This window comes from Pseudomonas rhizophila, from assembly GCF_003033885.1.
In the GTDB taxonomy this organism is placed as follows: Bacteria; Pseudomonadota; Gammaproteobacteria; order Pseudomonadales; family Pseudomonadaceae; genus Aquipseudomonas; species Aquipseudomonas rhizophila.
The window spans coordinates 3,822,932-3,841,379 of record NZ_CP024081.1; the positions used below are offsets into that span (position 1 = coordinate 3,822,932).

At 60.8% G+C, this 18,448-nt stretch carries 14 protein-coding genes; 11 read left to right on the forward strand and 3 right to left on the reverse strand.

The features are described 5' to 3' along the window. The first annotated feature begins 45 nt into the window (after positions 1–45). The 3 genes from CRX69_RS17760 (at position 46) to CRX69_RS17770 (ending at position 5,875) form a co-directional block, all read left to right on the forward strand. On the forward strand, positions 46–1,443 hold the full coding sequence (locus CRX69_RS17760) for an aminotransferase-like domain-containing protein (protein ID WP_047226437.1): 1,398 nt from the start codon (positions 46–48) through the stop codon (positions 1,441–1,443). 91 nt (positions 1,444–1,534) lie between these two features. Beyond that, the gene (gene pgm, locus CRX69_RS17765; RefSeq protein WP_107322469.1) at positions 1,535–3,181 is read left to right on the forward strand and encodes a phosphoglucomutase (alpha-D-glucose-1,6-bisphosphate-dependent); all 1,647 of its coding nucleotides are present in this window, start codon (positions 1,535–1,537) and stop codon (positions 3,179–3,181) included. Between the two features lie 225 nt (positions 3,182–3,406). Beyond that, the gene (locus CRX69_RS17770; protein WP_107322470.1) at positions 3,407–5,875 is read left to right on the forward strand and encodes a UvrD-helicase domain-containing protein; all 2,469 of its coding nucleotides are present in this window, start codon (positions 3,407–3,409) and stop codon (positions 5,873–5,875) included. Positions 5,876–5,938: 63 nt separating this feature from the next. Here CRX69_RS17770 and CRX69_RS17775 read toward each other — a convergent pair whose 3' ends face one another. Together CRX69_RS17775 and CRX69_RS17780 are read right to left on the reverse strand one after the other, a co-directional pair. Continuing rightward, a complete protein-coding gene (locus CRX69_RS17775) occupies positions 5,939–6,217 on the reverse strand; it encodes a DUF1652 domain-containing protein (RefSeq protein ID WP_047226440.1) in 279 nt (92 codons plus the stop codon). 190 nt (positions 6,218–6,407) lie between these two features. After that, the gene (locus CRX69_RS17780) at positions 6,408–7,874 is read right to left on the reverse strand and encodes an MFS transporter (RefSeq protein WP_107323275.1); all 1,467 of its coding nucleotides are present in this window, start codon (positions 7,872–7,874) and stop codon (positions 6,408–6,410) included. A gap of 133 nt (positions 7,875–8,007) precedes the next feature. Between CRX69_RS17780 and CRX69_RS17785 the strand changes: the two genes are divergently transcribed. The 8 genes from CRX69_RS17785 (at position 8,008) to CRX69_RS17820 (ending at position 18,167) form a co-directional block, all read left to right on the forward strand. Then, on the forward strand, positions 8,008–8,913 hold the full coding sequence (locus tag CRX69_RS17785) for a LysR family transcriptional regulator (protein ID WP_107322471.1): 906 nt from the start codon (positions 8,008–8,010) through the stop codon (positions 8,911–8,913). A gap of 335 nt (positions 8,914–9,248) precedes the next feature. Beyond that, positions 9,249–10,706 carry a serralysin family metalloprotease gene (locus CRX69_RS17790; RefSeq protein ID WP_076384645.1) on the forward strand — a complete coding sequence of 486 codons (1,458 nt, stop codon included), beginning with the start codon at positions 9,249–9,251 and terminating at the stop codon, positions 10,704–10,706. 58 nt (positions 10,707–10,764) lie between these two features. Then, positions 10,765–11,187 (forward strand): AprI/Inh family metalloprotease inhibitor, encoded by a 423-nt coding sequence (locus CRX69_RS17795; RefSeq protein ID WP_107322472.1) that lies wholly within the window; start codon positions 10,765–10,767, stop codon positions 11,185–11,187. 133 nt (positions 11,188–11,320) lie between these two features. Beyond that, positions 11,321–13,096 (forward strand): type I secretion system permease/ATPase, encoded by a 1,776-nt coding sequence (locus CRX69_RS17800; protein WP_107322473.1) that lies wholly within the window; start codon positions 11,321–11,323, stop codon positions 13,094–13,096. Further along, positions 13,093–14,427 carry an HlyD family type I secretion periplasmic adaptor subunit gene (locus CRX69_RS17805; RefSeq protein WP_047226445.1) on the forward strand — a complete coding sequence of 445 codons (1,335 nt, stop codon included), beginning with the start codon at positions 13,093–13,095 and terminating at the stop codon, positions 14,425–14,427. Before CRX69_RS17800 ends, CRX69_RS17805 begins: the two co-directional genes overlap by 4 nt. A 14-nt stretch (positions 14,428–14,441) precedes the next feature. After that, on the forward strand, positions 14,442–15,791 hold the full coding sequence (locus CRX69_RS17810) for a TolC family outer membrane protein (RefSeq protein ID WP_047226629.1): 1,350 nt from the start codon (positions 14,442–14,444) through the stop codon (positions 15,789–15,791). 67 nt (positions 15,792–15,858) lie between these two features. After that, positions 15,859–17,709, forward strand: a complete 1,851-nt coding sequence (locus CRX69_RS17815) for a polyurethane esterase (RefSeq protein ID WP_107322474.1) — start codon at positions 15,859–15,861, stop codon at positions 17,707–17,709. Between the two features lie 71 nt (positions 17,710–17,780). Further along, entirely contained in the window at positions 17,781–18,167 is a 387-nt protein-coding gene (locus tag CRX69_RS17820; protein WP_316913193.1) for a hypothetical protein, read from the forward strand. Between the two features lie 42 nt (positions 18,168–18,209). On the opposite strand, the gene CRX69_RS17825 is transcribed toward CRX69_RS17820, so the two are convergent. Further along, complete coding sequence (locus tag CRX69_RS17825) at positions 18,210–18,434, reverse strand: YgdI/YgdR family lipoprotein (protein WP_047226447.1); 225 nt, start codon at positions 18,432–18,434, stop codon at positions 18,210–18,212. Positions 18,435–18,448: the final 14 nt, after the last annotated feature.

Sequence of the window (18,448 nt, forward strand, 5' to 3'; positions counted from 1 at the left end):
GCAGGATTTGACGGATTCATTCGCCACGTCGCCTGGCCCAACCCCATGAAAGGTTGCCGGGAAACAGACTTCGCGTATCAGGCGGTTTATCGTTACCTCACCACCCTGATCAACGAACTGGGCGCCGACGCCCGAGTGCGTTTGCCGTCGTTACGGCAACTGGCCGAGCGCCTGAACGTGTCGATCTCTACCATCCAGTACGCTTATTCGTTGCTGGAGAAGGAAGGGCGGGTCTATTCGGTCGCCAAATCCGGTTATTACGCGTTGCCAGTACCCTGCGTTGCGACGCTGGGCGGCGGTGATGATTTGCTCGAGACCCTGTATGTCAATGCACGACGACCGGGAATGCTGGTACTCAGCGCTGACGAGCCTGCGTCGATGCAACCGCTGGACAGCCCGCTGTTGTTACTGGAGCGTGAGCTGCTGCGTCAGTATCCGCGCTCTTCACAAATGCCCTCGCAGCCTTGGGGCGAGCTGGAACTGCGCACCGCGCTGGCGGCTCGCTACACGTCTTCGCCGGCCCGGTGCTGGAACGCCGACGATGTTTATATCGGCGCTGATCTGCGCGGTGTATTGGAGATTCTGATCGCCGTGCTGGCGCTCAAGGGCGCCACGGTGCTGATCGAATCACCCTGCGACTGGACCGTCCTGCGCTTGCTGCAGGCGGCCGATATCGACGTAATCGAACTGCCACTGCTGGCGGATGGGGAGATCAATGTCGAGCAACTGGAACAATTACTGACGAGTAAAGCGGTCCGCCTGGTCATCCTGTCCTCGGTCCTGAACATGCCCAGGGGCACGCTCGCTCCTGAAAACAACCGTCGCGCCGTCGCGCGCTTACTGGATCTGCACGGCACATGGGTGCTGGAGAACGACAGCTATACAGACCTGGCGTTCGAAGCCGGGGTGACGCCTTTTCGAGACTTACTCGACCCCGACCGGCTGATCGTCTATTCCACTTTCGAAAAAACCATCGGCCCCGAGGCCCCCTACGGCTATGTGTTGTCGCGACAGCTGACGCTGGAGTTGCAGCGACATTTCCTGCTACGCGCGTTTCGTCTGTCACCGATTCGCCAGAAGGCCATCGCCCGTTTGTACAGCAACGGACGGATCGATCAGCACTTGCTGGTGCTGCGACGATTGTTGCGTGAAGGTGCGCTCTCGACAACGCAAATGCTGCGCGAGCGGCTGGGGGACAGCCTGCAATGGCTGGAGCCCCAAGGGGGCGCAACGATCTGGACCCGATCTTCGCGGCGCGTCGATCTGCGACGGGTGTTCCAGCGGCTGCTTGCGCAACGAATCGTCATTGCGCCGGGGGAACTGTTCAGTTTGCAAGGGCTGTACGCACAACATCTGCGCCTGACCCACGCCTTGAGCGGTTCACACGATCTGGATACTGCACTCTGTGCGCTGGCCGATGCCTTGAGACTTGAGCAATCGTAATGGAGGGCGATGGATCGAACCCATCGCGCCACGGTCGAACTGTCAGTAAACTGCATCCATTTTATCGAGCCACTCCATTCAGAGGTTTTGCATGACAGTCAGTCCATTTGCGGGCAAGCCGGCACCGGCAGAGTTGTTGATCGATATCCCGCGACTGGTGACGGCCTATTACACCGGCCGACCCGACGCCTCGGTTTCGACCCAACGGGTGGCTTTCGGCACCTCCGGTCACCGTGGCAGTTCCTTCGACCTGGGGTTCAACGAATGGCATGTGCTGGCTATCAGCCAAGCGATCTGCTTGTACCGTGAAGCCCAGGGCATCAACGGCCCCTTGTTCCTGGGGATCGATACCCATGCGCTGTCTACCCCGGCAGGCGCCAGCGCGCTGGAGGTATTCGCTGCCAACGGGGTCACCGTGATGATTGCCGAGGCCGATGAATACACGCCCACGCCGGCGATCTCCCACGCCATTCTTTGCTACAACCGTGGCCGCACCACCGGCCTGGCAGACGGCATCGTCATCACCCCGTCCCACAATCCGCCGCAGAGTGGTGGCTACAAGTACAACCCCACCAACGGCGGCCCGGCCGATACCCATATCACCAAATGGATCGAAGCCAAGGCCAACGAGCTGCTGGCAAGCCAGTTGGCCGGCGTTAAGCGCATCAGCTATGAGCAGGCCCTGAAGGCCGACACCACTCACCGTCACGACTACGTCAACACCTACGTGGCGGACCTGATCAATGTCATCGACTTCGATGCCATTCGCGCTGCCGGCTTGCGCCTGGGCGTGGACCCGCTGGGCGGAGCGGGGGTGCGCTACTGGCCCGCCATTGCCGAGCATTACCGCCTGGACCTGGACGTGGTCAACACCCAGGTGGATTCCACCTTCCGCTTCATGACCGTCGACTGGGACGGACAGATCCGCATGGACCCATCCTCCAGCCATGCCATGCAGGGGTTGATTGGCCTCAAAGAGCGTTTCGATGTGGCCTTCGCCTGCGACCCGGACCATGATCGCCACGGCATCGTGACGCCATCCGGCGGCTTGCTGGCGCCGAACAACTATCTGGCGGTGTCCATCGACTACTTGTTCCAGAACCGGCCGCAGTGGCGTGCCGATGCCGCCGTGGGCAAGACGGTGGTCAGCAGTGGTCTGATCGATCGCGTGGCCCAGCGTCTGGGTCGGCGTCTGTATGAAGTGCCGGTAGGCTTCAAGTGGTTTGCCGACGGCTTGTTCGACGGTTCCTTGGGCTTTGGTGGCGAAGAAAGCGCCGGCGCCTCGTTCCTGCGCAAGGACGGCGGAGTGTGGAGTACCGACAAGGACGGTCTGATCCCAGCGTTGCTGGCGGCCGAAATGACCGCGCGCACCGGTCGCGACCCGAGCCAGGCCTACCGTGCCCTGACGGATGAACTGGGTGAGCCGTTCTCCGTGCGCGTCGATGCCAAGGCCAGCCCGCAACAAAAGGCGCTGCTGAGCAAGCTGGCACCGGAGCAAGTTGCATCCACTGAGTTGGCCGGGGAGACCATCCAGAGCATCCTCAGCCATGCACCGGGCAATGACCAGGCCATTGGCGGCCTGAAGGTCATGACTGAAAACGGCTGGTTCGCCGCGCGGCCATCAGGCACTGAAGACATCTACAAGATCTACGCTGAAAGCTTCATCGGTGATGAGCACCTCAAGCAATTGGTGGTCGAGGCGCAGGCATTGGTCGATGGAGCCATTTCCAGTCAGTGATTCAAAACCCATCGCGAGCAGGCTCGCCCCACATTGGCGCTACGGTGCACGCCGGCCTCTGTGGGAGCGAGCCTGCTTAAGGTGGGTCGGGCGACACTGATGGCCATGTGCGACAGCACTTTCACTTCATCGCCTAAATCCATGACTTAAAAGCTTTTGGGTGGAATCCGCTGGCAAATACAGACACCATAGCCGCCATGGTTCTGAACACCGGAGTCCCCCAGCGTGTCGCAACACACTCCCGATCTTCCCCCCGAACTTCTGCCCCTGGCCCAGATGCCTCTGCTCAAGCGCCTGGCCGCGCGTTTTCTGGGTCATGGCCTGACGCGACTTCGAGCCCAGCATCGGGCTTCCTGGCTACACGGCCAGGCCGATGGCTTTCGCAGCGGGCATAGCGCCGGTTTTGACTACGGCTATAAGGAAGGCAAGGCCGATGGACTGGAAGAGGGCCGGCAGGTCCTGCTGATCCGAGATTTCCGAAGCACTGAGCACCCGGCACCGAAAGTCGATGAGCTGTTGTTCGATGACTGGCGCCTGCCGTTGACCGCCGAACTCAAGAAGCGCATCAAGGCCGATGTTGCCCGATTGCTTCCCGCTCACGCCCAGCCGAGCGCCGCGCAGTGGAAAATGATCCTGAGCGATACGCCGTCTACCTCGGTCGTCGCGGGCGCAGGCGCCGGGAAATCCACGACCCTGGTGCTACGCCTTGTGCTGCTGTCCCACTACCTGGGTTTTGAGTTGGATTCGATGACCGTGGTGACCTTCACGCGGGAATCGCGCAAGGACTTCATTCACAAGCTCATTGAAGTTTTTGCCCTGTGGGGGCGGACAATCAGCCTCAAGGAAGCTCGCGATCTGGTGCGGACCTTCCATTCACGCATCTTGCCCATGGTGCGCAGTCTGCCCGGGTTTGAGCGGCTCCAGGCGTTTGAAACCCTGAGCCATCGTAACGAAACGGCTGATGATGACGCCCAGGGCAATCCCTTTGAGCTGCGCATCAACGATGCTCAGCGCCAACAGCTCAATGCCTGCTATCACGATCTTTATCAACGCGATGAGCGTTTTCGCGAACTGATCAAACCGATGTCCCGGCACGCCTTGCAGCTCAGGGAGCTGGAACGCGACCATCCCGATGTGCAGAAACGGGTGGCCGTGACCGAACTGGCCGCCCAGCGCGATGAAGAGTTGTGCGATGCGATCGAAGACCTGTGGTTTCGCGCCGGTGCCTGGCCGATCAAGGGCATCGAGCCAAAGCGTCAGGCCTTCCAGATCAACGGTGCGACGTTTCATTGCCACGGCTACGTTCCAACTCTGGACGCCTGGGTGATGCTGGGTTTCGACCCGCGGGAAGATGCCCGACTCAGCCGGCCCGGCGCCAAGCTGAGTATCCGCGCAGAGTGGGCAGTAAAGCGCACCCTATTTCAAGCTTTTTGCTCTAAGCCATTGATATGGCTAGATAGTTATGAGGCGTCAAAGCGTGTACTGAGCGTGTTGGCCGGGGATGCCAGCGCAGGCCCGGGGTTCGACTACAAGGTAAAAGGCGAACTGGGTTCGGCACCGTTGCTGGATTGTTTCGTCGCGGCGGCCGGCTTTATCGAGAACCTGGGTCTGGACGTCCCGGACGCCGTGGGCCGGATGTGTTTTGCCCAGGATGACCCGGATCGTTATTTCTTTGAGGCCCTGAGTCGCTACTGGCGAGCATTTGAAGACCACCTGCTGGACCAGTCGCCGCCCGTCATGACCTATAACCGAATGTTCGCGTTGTTCAGTGAGCACTCCCCAGAGAACTTCAAGCTGCTGAGCGATGCGACATTGCGTCCTCTGTCACACCTGATGATCGACGAGTTTCAGGATGTCTCGCCGCAGATTGTTTCCTGGCTTCGCGCCAGCCTGCGGGAAGTGCGCAGCCGCGGCCCTGCCATGCATGTCGGCCGGGGCGCCCAGCGTTCCTCCTTGCTGTGCGTGGGTGATGACTGGCAATCGATCTACGGCTGGCGCGGCAGTTCACCCAGTTATTTCATGGCGTTCAACAAACAGTTTCCTTCACCGGCAAACACCCGGGTCATGCTCACCGATAACTACCGCAGCCACCAGCACATCATTGACGCCGCCGAACACGTGGTGCGTGCGGCTGCGGCGATTCCCGGCAAAAAGGCCAAGGCCAGCGGCACGCCTCGAACCTTGAGCCCGGTCAATGTGTTGGACAGAGACGACGAAGGCTTGGCCAAGCGCCTGGACGAGCACTACCGCAAGGGCGATTCAATCTTGATTCTCTATCGAAAAAGTAGCGATAAGCTATTGATTGAAAAACATATTCAACCAACAGTTAATGTAGATTCTAGCTTGCCATACCCGGCGAGACGCCTCCGACAGATGACCTACCATAGCGCCAAGGGGCTTCAGGCCGACGCGGTGTTTTTGCTCGGTGACTGCCAGCACTCCACCAGTTCCCCCTACAAGAATCAGGTCTACCGAATGGCCGGGCTTGGCCAGGAGGGCGATGCCGAGCCGTACGACACGGCACAGAAAGACGAGATTCTGCGCCTGGCCTATGTCGGCATTACCCGGGCGGTGCAGCATTGCTATTGGTATGTCGATGGGCAGGACACCCAGGTCAACAAGGCGCCCAAGGCGTCGGATCGGATAGGGACCGACAAACCGTTCTTTGTCGATCATCGCCGCGCCCGCAGTTGAGAACTTCGGGGCACGAACAAAACTGTCAGGCAAAAAGAAGCCCACTGCTGTGGGCTTCATTTTTCAGGAGGCAAATCGTCGCAAGCCAACTGGTGGCACGAAAGCTTCCAGCTCGGCTTCCACCGCTTCGATTATTCGCTCCACGTCAGGGGCGTTCATCACTGTCGCGCAGGGGATGCCCGCAATCGCGATCATAGTCTCGCCGCTGGCACGGTCAAACAGCCGGGCGACCATACTGCCCGGTGCGTCCATGCTGGCCTCGAATCCCATGGGATGAAAATGCCAGCGCATCAACTGGCAGGCGTTGGGAAACGTAACCTTGCTGAAAGATCCTCTATTCATCTGTTGCCCACCTTCTTCATCAAGCGCTTCCGTTTGCTCATAGTCAGGAAGGAAGAGCCATCATGGCTCTACCAGTGAGAACTAAAAATAGCACCTGAAAATGAATGTCATGTGGCTTTTTTCAGGTCGTTTGGCGATTGGTTCACTTTTTTTGATCTGCATCACGACTTATGCCGTTTTGATCCTGGCCTCACTTTCTTTGGGCAAAGATGTCATCACGCCCATCCAGAGGCTCTGGTTCACGGCATTTCAAGACAACGACCCAAGCCAGCAACATCAAAGACGTGGCAACGATGAAGGTGAGATGCAAGCCATTTACCACCGCTTCGGGAGCTGCCTGGGCGATACCATTCGTCGGTACAGAGAGCGCAAACACCGCACCGAGCGCCGATGCTCCGGTAAAGAAACCCAGATTACGCGACAGATTGAGCAGCCCTGAGATGACGCCGCGCTTGCCCGCGGGCACGTCCGCCATCACCGTTGTGTTGTTGGCCGTCTGGAACAGCGCATAGCCAAGGGTCGTTACCGCGATAGCGGCGACATAGCCGCCCACACCGAGGGTCGGTGACATCAGCGACAGCATCAGGCAGCCGAGAATCATGATCAGCAGCCCGACGAGTCGCACGGGGCGCACGCCAAAGCGGTCCACCAGGCGCCCGGCAGGCACCCCCGTCAGCGCAGCGACCGACGGTCCTGCCGCCAACACCAACCCCACCCGCGCGGCAGGCAGCCCAAGGGCGACGGATAGATAAAAAGGCCCCACCAGCAGCGTCGCCATCATGACCGTTGCCACCAGAGCACTGGTCACCAGCCCGGCAACCAGCGACCGGTCCCCAAACACCCCCAAGGGAATCAACGGCGACGCGACCCACCGTTGGGCCATGACAAACAGACCGCCGCCCAGGATCGCCATCAGCAACAGCGCAATGTTCGGCCAGCCGAAGTCGCCTCGGCCCAACGTCGTGGCCAATGCATAGGCAGCAAGCGTCGCCGCCAATAACAGCGTACCCAGGGTGTCGAAACGGGGGCGCGCGACCGATCCCTCCGGTTGCCGAGCCGGCAGTGAACGCCAGGCCAGTCCGAACGCCAGCAGTCCAAGCGGAACGTTAATCAAAAATAGCGCCTGCCAACCGAAACCGCTGATAAGTGCACCACCCAGAGAGGGGCCAAGGGCGGTGCCCACCGCAGATAGGGTGCCCAACAGCCCCATCGCGCTACCGGTCTTTTCCTTGCTGACGGTTTCACCCACCAGGGCCAAAGTCAGCGTCATCATGATCGCCGCTCCAAGGCCCTGTAACGCCCGACCAGCGACCAACAGCCAAAGCGAGGGCGCCATGCCGCAAAGCGCCGACGCTATGGTGAACAGCACGATCCCGGCCAATAGCAACCTGCCACGCCCGAGCAAATCGCCCAATTTTCCGAGACTGACAATCAGCGTGGTAATCGCCAGTAAATAGGCGAGAACCACCCACTGAACCTGCTGGAAGGAGGCCTCGAACGCATGGGCCAGCGTCGGCAAACCGACCGTCACCACGCTGGCGCCCAAGGAGGCCAGCAAGGTCGACAGTGACAGGCTGGCCAAGGCCCAGCGCGGTGAAAAGACCCGTTGGGTGCCCGTCGCGCTCGACAGGCTGGATTGGGTATTGGCTGGTTTCATCATGTCCCCTGACTCTGACGCTCTGAAAATGGAGCTGTCAGAACGGTACGCCCGGGCATAACATGGCGGAAGACGCATGGATTGCACTTTGTAACTGCATGCAGCGCCACCTATTCCAACCCAGGACTGCGCCATGTCCACACCCGACCTCAATCTGCTGATTACCCTCGACGTCTTGCTGGCAGAAGGCAGCGTGGCCCGAGCCGCTCGGCGACTGCGACTCAGCCCCTCGGCCATGAGCCGGGCGCTGGCGCGGTTGCGCGAAACCACGGGTGATCCGCTGCTGGTGCGGGCTGGGCGTGGCCTGGTGCCCACACCCCGCGCCTTGGCGTTACGCGAGCAGGTCAGCCAACTGGTGCAGGATGCCCAAGCGGCGCTGCGGCCGTCCCAGGTGCCGGATCTGCGCCGGCTGAGCCGCACCTTCACGCTGCGCACACGGGAAGGGTTTGTTGAAAACTTCGCCATCGATTTGATTGCCCGTATCAGCGAACAGGCGCCCGGTGTACGCCTGCATTTCCTGGACAAGGCCGACAAGGACAGTACGGCGTTGCGAGAGGGCACCGTGGACCTGGAAACGGCCGTCGTGGACAAGGACACCAGCCCGGAGCTACGAACCCAGGCGTTATTCACTGATCGCCTCATTGGCGTGGTGCGCGCGGATCACCCGCTGAGCCAGGCCGAGGTGTGTGCCGCCGGTTATGCAGCGGGCGAGCACATCGGCGTTTCCTTGCGGGGCCTGGACCACAGCGCCCTCGATCAAGCCTTGCGGTCCTTGAACCTGACACGGCAGATCGCGATCACCGTCCCCGGCTTCTCCACTGCGCTGGGCCTTGCCCGGTCCAGTGACCTGATCGCCAGCGTGCCTGAGCGCTATACCACCCGCCTGCGTGCCGGCATGCACAGCTTTGCGCTGCCGTTTGCGGTGCCGACATTCACGATTTCCATGCTTTGGCACCCCCGAATGGATGCTGATCCTGTGCACCGCTGGTTTCGTGGTTGTCTGCGGGAAGTGTGTTCAGGCAAAACCATAGATATCTAGCCGCCATTAATTAGTAGCGTTTCGCTGGCACTTAGTTGCTAGAAGTGCGACGTGATTGGCAAATAGGTGGTTAACCTCATTTAATATTTAAATAGAGTTTTGTCCTACAATCTTTAATGTCGCCGGCGAAATACCTGTACTAACGGGGCGCCGTGTATCTTTTGCCGTTGTTGGAAGGGGTGAGTGTGAAAATGGGGCAAAAAAATTCGCTGGACGTTTGATTTCCAATTGTGTCAGTTTTCTTGCGTCCTCAATTGGGCGAGTGATAGGACGCTCTCGCCAGAGATTGTTCTATCTGACAAAAACTGTTCCATTGCAAACAAGGAAGTGTGTTTATGTCGAAAGTCAAAACCAGCGCTATTGATTCTGCCGAACAAATGCTCTGGGCGCCGCAGTCACTGGCGGCGGCCAGCAGTGCATTCAATCAGATCAATAGTTTCAGCCACCAATACGATCGGGGTGGCAACCTGACCGTCAACGGCAAACCGTCGTACTCGGTGGACGAAGCTGCCACCCAGTTGCTGCGCGACGGTGCGGCTTACCAGGACCGGGACGCCAGCGGCAAGATTGAGTTGACCTACACGTTCCTGACCTCTGCCTCCTCGAGCACCATGAACAAGCACGGCATCAGCGGTTTCAGCCAGTTCAGCGCGCAACAGAAAGGCCAAGCGGTCCTGGCCATGCAGTCCTGGGCGGACGTGGCCAATGTCACGTTCACTGAAAGGGCCAGCGGTGGCGACGGCCACATGACCTTCGGCAACTACAGCAGCGGCCAGGACGGCGCCGCGGCATTTGCCTATCTGCCGGGCACGGGCGCCGGTTATGACGGAACCTCCTGGTACCTGATCAACAGCCGCTACACCCAGAACAAGAATCCGGAACTGAACAATTATGGCCGCCAGACCCTGACCCATGAAATCGGTCACAGCCTGGGCCTGGCGCATCCTGGCGACTATAACGCCGGTGAAGGCAGCCCGACCTACGATGACGCCACCTACGGTCAGGACACCCGTGGCTACAGCCTCATGAGTTACTGGAGTGAAACCAACACCAGCCAGGACTTCAGCAAGGGCGGCGTCGAAGCCTATGCCTCGGGTCCGCTGATGGATGACATTGCGGCCATTCAGAAGCTCTACGGTGCCAACACCAGCACCCGGACCGGCGACTCGACCTACGGCTTCAACTCCAACACCGGTCGCGACTTCTACAGCGCATCCTCGTCTTCGGACAAAGTGGTGTTCTCGGTATGGGACGCCGGCGGCCGCGATACCCTGGATTTTTCAGGCTTCACGCAGAACCAGAAGATCAACCTCAATGGCGCCTCGTTTTCCGACGTTGGCGGCATGGTGGGTAACGTTTCCATCGCTCAGGGGGTGACCATCGAGAATGCCATTGGCGGCTCGGGCAGTGACTTGCTCATCGGCAACTCCGTGGCCAACGAACTCAAGGGCGGCGCCGGCAACGACATCCTCTGGGGCGCGGGCGGTGCCGACAAACTGTGGGGCGGTTCGGGCTCGGACACCTTCGTGTTCGCCGCCAGTTCTGACTCACGGCCAGGTGCGGTCGATCAGATCCTCGATTTTGTCAGCGGCCTGGACAAGATCGACCTGACCGGCATCACCCAGGGCGCGGGCCTGCACTTCGTGAATGCGTTCACCGGTGCGGCGGGTGATGCGGTGCTGTCGACATCGGGTGGCAACAGCCTGCTGTCGGTGGACTTCTCCGGGCACGGCGTGGCTGACTTCCTGGTCAGTACCGTCGGCCAGGCGGCTGTCTCGGATATCGTGGCCTGATGTCCCCGATCCCGTGGGAGCGGCCAGCGCTCTTGCGGGATCCTTCAGGATTGAACAGATGTGCAGAAATCCCCAGCCCCAAGGCGTCCAGGCAAGTGCCTGGTTACTCGCTACGCTGATGATGTTTACCGGAGAAGCCGCCATGGCGCGCAGCCTGTTGTTAGCAGAACCTTCCCAGTTGGCCGGTCAGTGGCAGGCTGTTCTGTCGGGGCCGCAGGAGCCTGCGCAAACCCCGCCGTCCAGCATCTGCCTTGTCGAGCTCAGGGCAGATCAAACCTTGGTCGGGCAAACCGCCTGCCTGGGACAGTGGCTGGGCGATGAGCCGGTCCATTGGTTCACCGAACCAGACGGTCTGTCACTGATTGGCAAACAGAACAGCCGGATTCACTTGCAACTGCGTCAAGAACAACACTATCAAGTCACCTTGAAATCAGGTCAGGTAGTGACACTCGAACGGAGTCCGCCCCAAACCACTCCTTAACACGTTGGTACAGTTTGCGAATGCCCCAGGCGCGCCTGTTTAAACAGGCGTGCAGCGCACCGCGGCCCGATGTAAATCATTTAAAGATTGGCAAGTTGAATAACCTGGCAAAGCCAACAGCAAGGATATCTTCATGAACATGACAAGGCGCGCTGCGACGGTGCCGCTGTTTAGAGCGCTGGGCGACTATAAAAATATTCTGATCAGCGTCGGTTGTTTTACCGCACTGATTAATGTCCTGATGTTGGCGCCTTCGATTTATATGCTCCAAGTGTATGACCGGGGCCTGTCATCACAAAACGAAACCACGCTGTGGATGTTGTCGTTGATGGTGGTGGGCTTCTTCATATTTATCGGGCTGCTGGAAATGGTGCGCAGCTTCATTGTCATCCGCATCGGCAGCCAACTGGAAAGGCGCTTGAACCTTCAGGTGTACAAGGCCGCGTTCGAGCGCAACCTGCGCCAGGGCGAGGGCAACGCCGGGCAGTCGCTGGGTGACCTTACCCACATCCGCCAGTTCGTCACCGGACCTGCGCTGTTCGCATTCTTCGACGCCCCGTGGTTTCCCGTGTATTTGCTGGTGATCTACCTGTTCAACGTGTGGCTCGGCGTGTTCGCCAGCGTTGGCACCTTGCTGCTCATTGGCTTGGCCTGTCTGAACGAAGCCATGACCAAAAAGCCGTTGGGGCAGGCCAGTGTCTACTCGCAACAGTCCAGCCAACTGGCGACCAGCCACTTGCACAACGCCGAGACCATCCAGGCCATGGGCATGCTCGGCGCGTTGCGCGGGCGCTGGTTTGCCGTGCATTCGCGCTTTCTCGGCCTGCAAAACCAGGCCAGTGATACCGGCGCGGTGCTCAGTTCCCTGAGCAAAACCCTGCGCCTGTGTCTGCAATCGCTGGTGCTGGGGTTGGGCGCGTTGCTGGTGATCAAGGGCGACATGACCGCCGGAATGATGATTGCCGGCTCGATCCTGATGGGTCGGGTGTTGAGCCCCATCGACCAGTTGATCGCCGTGTGGAAGCAGTGGAGCGGGGCCAAACTGGCTTATCGCCGTCTCGATGCGCTGTTGCAGGCTTACCCAGCCCAGGACGAAGCGATGACATTGCCGTCGCCCAAGGGCCAGGTGAGCTTCGAACAGGTCAGCGCCGGCCCGCCGGGGCAGCGCAACGCGACGCTGCATCAGCTCGGTTTCAGCCTGAGCGCCGGGGAAGTGCTCGGGGTGCTGGGGGCGTCGGGGTCCGGCAAATCCACCCTGGCCCGTGTGCTGGTGGGGGTGTGGCCTACACTCGGAGGCACAGTGCGGCTCGACGGGGCCGACATCCATCGCTGGAATCGCGACCAGCTCGGTCCGCACATCGGTTATCTGCCCCAGGACATTGAGTTGTTCAGCGGCAGCATTGCCGAGAACATTGCCCGTTTCCGCCTGGCCGATCCGCAAAAGGTCGTCGCCGCCGCGCAACAGGCCGGCGTGCATGAACTGATCCTGCGCATGCCGCAAGGCTACGACACCGTGCTGGGAGAGGATGGCAGCGGTTTGTCCGGCGGCCAGAAACAGCGCGTCGCCCTGGCCCGGGCCATGTACGACCAACCGAGCCTGGTGGTGCTCGATGAACCCAATTCCAATCTCGACACGGTCGGTGAAGCGGCACTGGCCGGCGCCATCGCACAGATGAAAGCCCAGGGCACCACGGTCGTGCTGGTGACCCATCGCTCCTCGGCGCTGGCTCAGGCCGACAAGCTGCTGGTGCTCAATGAAGGCCACCTACAAGCGTTCGGTCCAAGTCAGGAGGTGCTGCGGGCATTGTCCGGCCAGCCGCCATCGCAACGCGACAAACCCCAGGCAGCCCCCAACGGACTGAGCATGAGTCGCCAGTATTCGGCTGCCAGCAAACCCAGCGGCGCATGAGCAAGGATCGCGACATGAATCTGCAACACTCTCAAGACCTCGAACATCCCGAGCGCGATGCCCGTTTCTTCACCCGCCTGGGGTGGACACTGGCGCTCATTGGCGCTGGCAGTTTTTTCACCTGGGCCAGCCTGGCGCCGCTGGACCAAGGTATTGCGGTGCAAGGCACCGTGGTGGTGTCCGGCAAGCGCAAGGCCGTGCAATCGATGAGCAGCGGGGTGATCAGCCGGATCCTGGTGCGTGAAGGCGAGGCAGTGAAACAGGGCCAGCCGCTGTTCCGCCTGGACCAGACTCAGACAGCCGCCGATGTGCAAGCACTGCAGGCCCAGTACCGCATGGCCTGGGCTAGCCTGGCACGTTGGCAAAGCGAGCGGGACAACCTCCCACAGGTCAGCTTTCCGGCCGAACTGAGCCACGACCCCGACCCGCGCCTGGCGCTGGTGCTCGAAGGCCAGCGGCAGTTGTTCAGCAGCCGCCGCGAAGCGGTGGCCCGGGAGCGGGCCGCGTTGCGCGCCAATATCGAAGGTGCCACGGCGCAACTGGCGGGCATGCGCCGGGCTCGCAATGACCTCAATGCCCAGGCCCAGTCCCTGCGCCAGCAGCTCAGCAACCTGCAGCCGTTGGCAGACAACGGCTACATCCCGCGCAATCGTCTGCTCGATTATCAACGGCAACTGTCGCAAGTGCAGCAGGAACTGGCGCAGAACACTGGCGAAAGCGGCCGGGTGGAGCAGGGCATCGTCGAGTCCCGCCTCACGCTTGAGCAACACAACGAGGAATACCAGAAGGAGGTGCGCAGTCAGTTGGCCGAAGCGCAGCTCAAGAGCGAAACCCTGCAACAGCAACTCAAGTCTGCCGCGTTCGAGCTGCAACACAGCGAGATCCTCGCCACCGCCGACGGCATTGCCGTGAACCTGGGCGTACACACCGAAGGCGCCGTGGTCCGTCAAGGCGATACCTTGCTGGAAATCGTGCCCCAAGGCACGCGACTGGAAGTGGAAGGGCGCCTGCCGGTCAACCTGATCGACAAGGTGGGCACCCATTTGCCAGTGGACATCCTCTTCACCGCCTTCAACCAGAACCGCACGCCGAGGGTGCCGGGGGAGGTCAGCCTGATTTCCGCCGACCAGATGATCGATGACAAGACCGCCGAACCGTATTACGTCCTGCGCAGCAGCGTCAGCGAAGTGGCGATGGAAAAACTCAACGGACTGGTGATCAAGCCCGGAATGCCGGCGCAAATGTTCGTGCGCACCGGCGAGCGCTCGCTCATGAACTACCTGTTCAAACCGCTGCTCGACCGAGCCGGCTCCGCGTTGACCGAAGAATGAGGATGTTCGGGGGTATGAAGGGACGTTACTGGGTCGCCGCGCTGGCGGCGGTTATCTGCAACAGTGCCTGGGCCATGGGCCCATTCGAGTTCTATGAACAAGCCCTGCGCAATGACCCGGCCTACCTGGGCGCGATCAAGGAGCGCGATGCCGGCCTGGAGAACCGTGCCATTGGCCGCGCCGGGCTGCTGCCGCACCTGGGCTACAGCTACAACAAGGGCCGCAACCAGTCCAAGGTCACCTACCTCAACGACCGCGGCGCCAGCCAGCATGACGACCGCAACTACAGCAGCTATGGCTCCAGCCTGACCCTGCAACAACCGCTGTTGGACTACGAGGCCTACGCCGCCTATCGCAAAGGCGTGGCCCAGGCGCTGTTTGCCGACGAAAACTTTCGTGGCAAGAGCCAGGAATTGCTGGTGCGGGTGTTGAGCGCCTACACCCAGGCGTTGTTCGCCCAGGATCAGATCGACATTGCCCAGGCCAGGAAAAAGGCTTTCGAACAGCAGTTTCATCAGAACGAGCATCTGTTTGCCCAAGGCGAAGGTACGCGCACCGACATCCTTGAAGCCGAGTCGCGCTATGAGTTGGCGATTGCCGAAGAGATCGAGGCCCGCAACGAGCAGGACGCATCCTTGCGCGAACTTGGCTCGTTGATTGGCGTCCCGACCCTGAACATCGGCGACCTGGCGCCCCTGAGCGAAACGTTCCAGACCTTCACCCTGCAACCGGCCAGTTTCCAGACATGGCACGAATTGGCCGTGAGCAACAACCCGACCCTGGCATCCCAGCGCCAGGCCGTGGACGTGGCGCGCTACGAAGTCGAACGCAACCGTGCCGGACACCTGCCCAAGGTCAGCGCCTACGCGACGATGCGCCAGAACGAGTCGGAAAGCGGCAACACCTACAACCAGCGCTACGACACCAACACCATTGGACTTGAGATCAGCGTGCCGCTGTACGCCGGTGGCGGGGTCTCGGCGTCGACCCGTCAGGCCAGTCGCAACATGGAGCGGGCCGAATATGAACTGGACGCCAAAACCCGGGAAACCCTGATCGAGCTGCGCCGACAGTTCAGCGCCTGCCTGTCGGGGGTGAACAAATTGCGGGCATACCGCAAAGCACTCAGCGCCGCCGAGGCGTTGGTGGTATCGACCCGGCAAAGCATCCTCGGCGGCGAACGGGTCAACCTCGATGCCCTGAACGCCGAAGAACAGCTCTACACCACCCGACGCGACCTGGCCCAGGCCCGTTATGACTACCTCATGGCCTGGACAAAGTTGCACTACTACGCCGGCACCTTGGGCGCGCAAGACCTGGCCCAGGTGGATGAGGCATTTGTGGCCCCGGCGCTGACGCAATGACGGGCAGTGCCCAAGAACTTCGCCTGTATCGACAACCTTTCCAACAACAAAAAAAGAGGTCATCACGATGGGTATCTACGACTATAAAAACCTCGGCACCACCGAGTCCAAGGCGCTGGTCAGCGATGCAATGGCGATCATGCTGTATTCCTACCACAATCTGGACCACGGCTTTGCCGCCGGCTACCAGCAGAACGGCTTCGGCGCGGGACTGCCCGCCACGCTGGTGACGGCGCTGCTGGGCAGCACCGATTCGCAAGGGGTGATCCCCGGCGTGCCGTGGAATCCCGACTCGGAGCAGCTCGCCCTGGAGGCGGTGCAGAAGGCCGGCTGGACCCCGATCAGTGCATCGCAACTGGGCTACACCGGCAAGGTGGATGAGCGTGGAACGTTTTTTGGTGAGAAGGCCGGCTACACCACCGCGCAGGTGGAAATTCTCGGCAAGTACGACGCCGATGGGCAGCTGACGCAAATCGGGGTGTCGTTTCGTGGCACCAGCGGCCCACGGGAGACGCTGATCAGCGACTCCATTGGTGACGTCATCAGCGATCTGATGGCGGCTTTCGGCCCCCAGGACTACGCGAAAAACTACGTCGGCCAGGCTTTTGGCAACTTGCTCGGGGACGTCGCGGCGTTCGCCCAGGCCCACGGCCTGACGGGCCAGGACGTGCTGGTCAGTGGCCACAGCCTCGGTGGGCTGGCGGTCAACAGCCTGGCGGACTTGAGCACCAGCCAATGGTCGGGGTTCTACAGCAGCGCCAATTACATCGCCTATGCCTCGCCAACCCAAAGCAGCACCGACAAAGTGCTGAACATCGGTTATGAAAACGACCCGGTGTTCCGGGCGCTGGACGGCTCCACGTTCACCCCTGCGTCGGTGGGCGTGCATGATGCTCCGCAGGAGTCAGCCACCAACAACATCGTCAGCTTCAACGACCACTATGCCTCGGCGGCCTGGAACGTGTTGCCGTTTTCCATCCTCAACATTCCCACCTGGATATCCCACCTGCCCACCGGTTACGGCGATGGCATGGGCCGGATCCTCGATTCGGCGTTCTACGACCTCACCGAGAAAGACTCCACCATCATCGTCGCCAACCTGTCGGATCCCGCACGCAGCAATACGTGGGTCCAGGACCTCAATCGCAACGCTGAAACCCACACCGGCAGCACGTTCATCATCGGCAGCGAGCGTGATGACCTGATCCAGGGCGGGCAGGGCAATGACTATCTGGAGGGGCGCGCCGGCAACGACACCTTTCGCGACGAGGGTGGGTACAACGTGATATTGGGCGGGCAGGGCAGCAACACCCTGCAGCTGCAGTCCTCGGTGAAAGATGCAAGCTTCGTCCAGGACGGCGCCGGGACCTTGTACGTGCGCGATGCCCAGGGTGCAATCAGCATGACCCGAGACATCGACACGCTCGTCAGCAAAGAGCCCGGTTTGTTCTGGGGCCTGCTCAAAGACGAGGTGAGCCACAGTGTCACGGCCAACGGCTTGGTGGCGGGGGACAAGCTGACGGCGTATGCATCGTCGACCGCAGGCACCTCGGCAGACGACACCTTGACCGCGCGATCATCGGGGGACTGGCTGTTCGGCCATGACGGCAACGACGTGCTGTTGGGCGGTGCGGGTAACGACACCTTTGTCGGCGGTTCGGGCAATGACTGGCTGCAATCGGGCGGCGGCTCTGACACGTTCGTTTTCAATGGCGCGTTCGGCCATGACCAGATCAGCGGTTATGATGCCGGCGACACACTGGTGTTCCTTGGCGTGCAGGGCGCCGGGGAAGGTTTCGACTACCGCCAGCACCTGTCTCAGGTCGGCAGTGACACGCTGCTTGAGGTCGGTGACAGTTCCGTGACCCTGGTGGGGGTCAATCCGGGCCAGGTAGGAGGCGAATTTGTGTTCGCCTGATCCAAGGTTGTTTTGAGTACGTGGTGCCGAGGGGATGCGTGTGTCCCCTCGGCACAAGAGGGAGTGAAGCAGTGAGCAGTAAACAAGCCTCAATCATCGGCCTGATGTGGGGACTGGCCTCGGCTGGCGCCTTGGCCGAATTGCCGGATCAATCGATTCTGACCCGCTACGGCGTCACCTCGGAGCAATTGCCCGCCGCCCAGGCAGGCGCCCCTGTCGAGGCGACGTCGCCCCGACCGCGCTTCGACGTGCAGGCAGAAAAGCCCTGGGTATCGGTGAGTCTCGGGGAAGTGAACAAACCGGCCACGACCGGAAACATCAGCATCGATCACGCTATTGAACAGGAATACAACCGCTGCCTGCGATTGAGGGATCAGATGATGCGGCGAAAAGGTGGGCTGATCAGTTGCCAAGAGGGTAGTCCGACACCCGGGATGGACATCGGATTGAGCCGATGACATGAGATCAGGCCCTCTCCGAGGGAGAGGGCCTCAATAAACTCAGTCTTCCTTGCGTACTGTCGCCACTTCATCGGCGCGAACCCGCACTTTCTTGCCGGAAATGTCTTCGAATTCATAGAAGCCGTCGGCGGTACGGGTGTTAGGGGCATCCTTGGTCAAATACTGGGTACCGTTCTGCAAGGTCACCACCGTGGGTGACGAGCAGCCGGCCAGAGCCAGGAACGCAGCGGCGACCAGGGGCAGACCCAGAATCCTGATGTTCATATCCGTAACCTCTC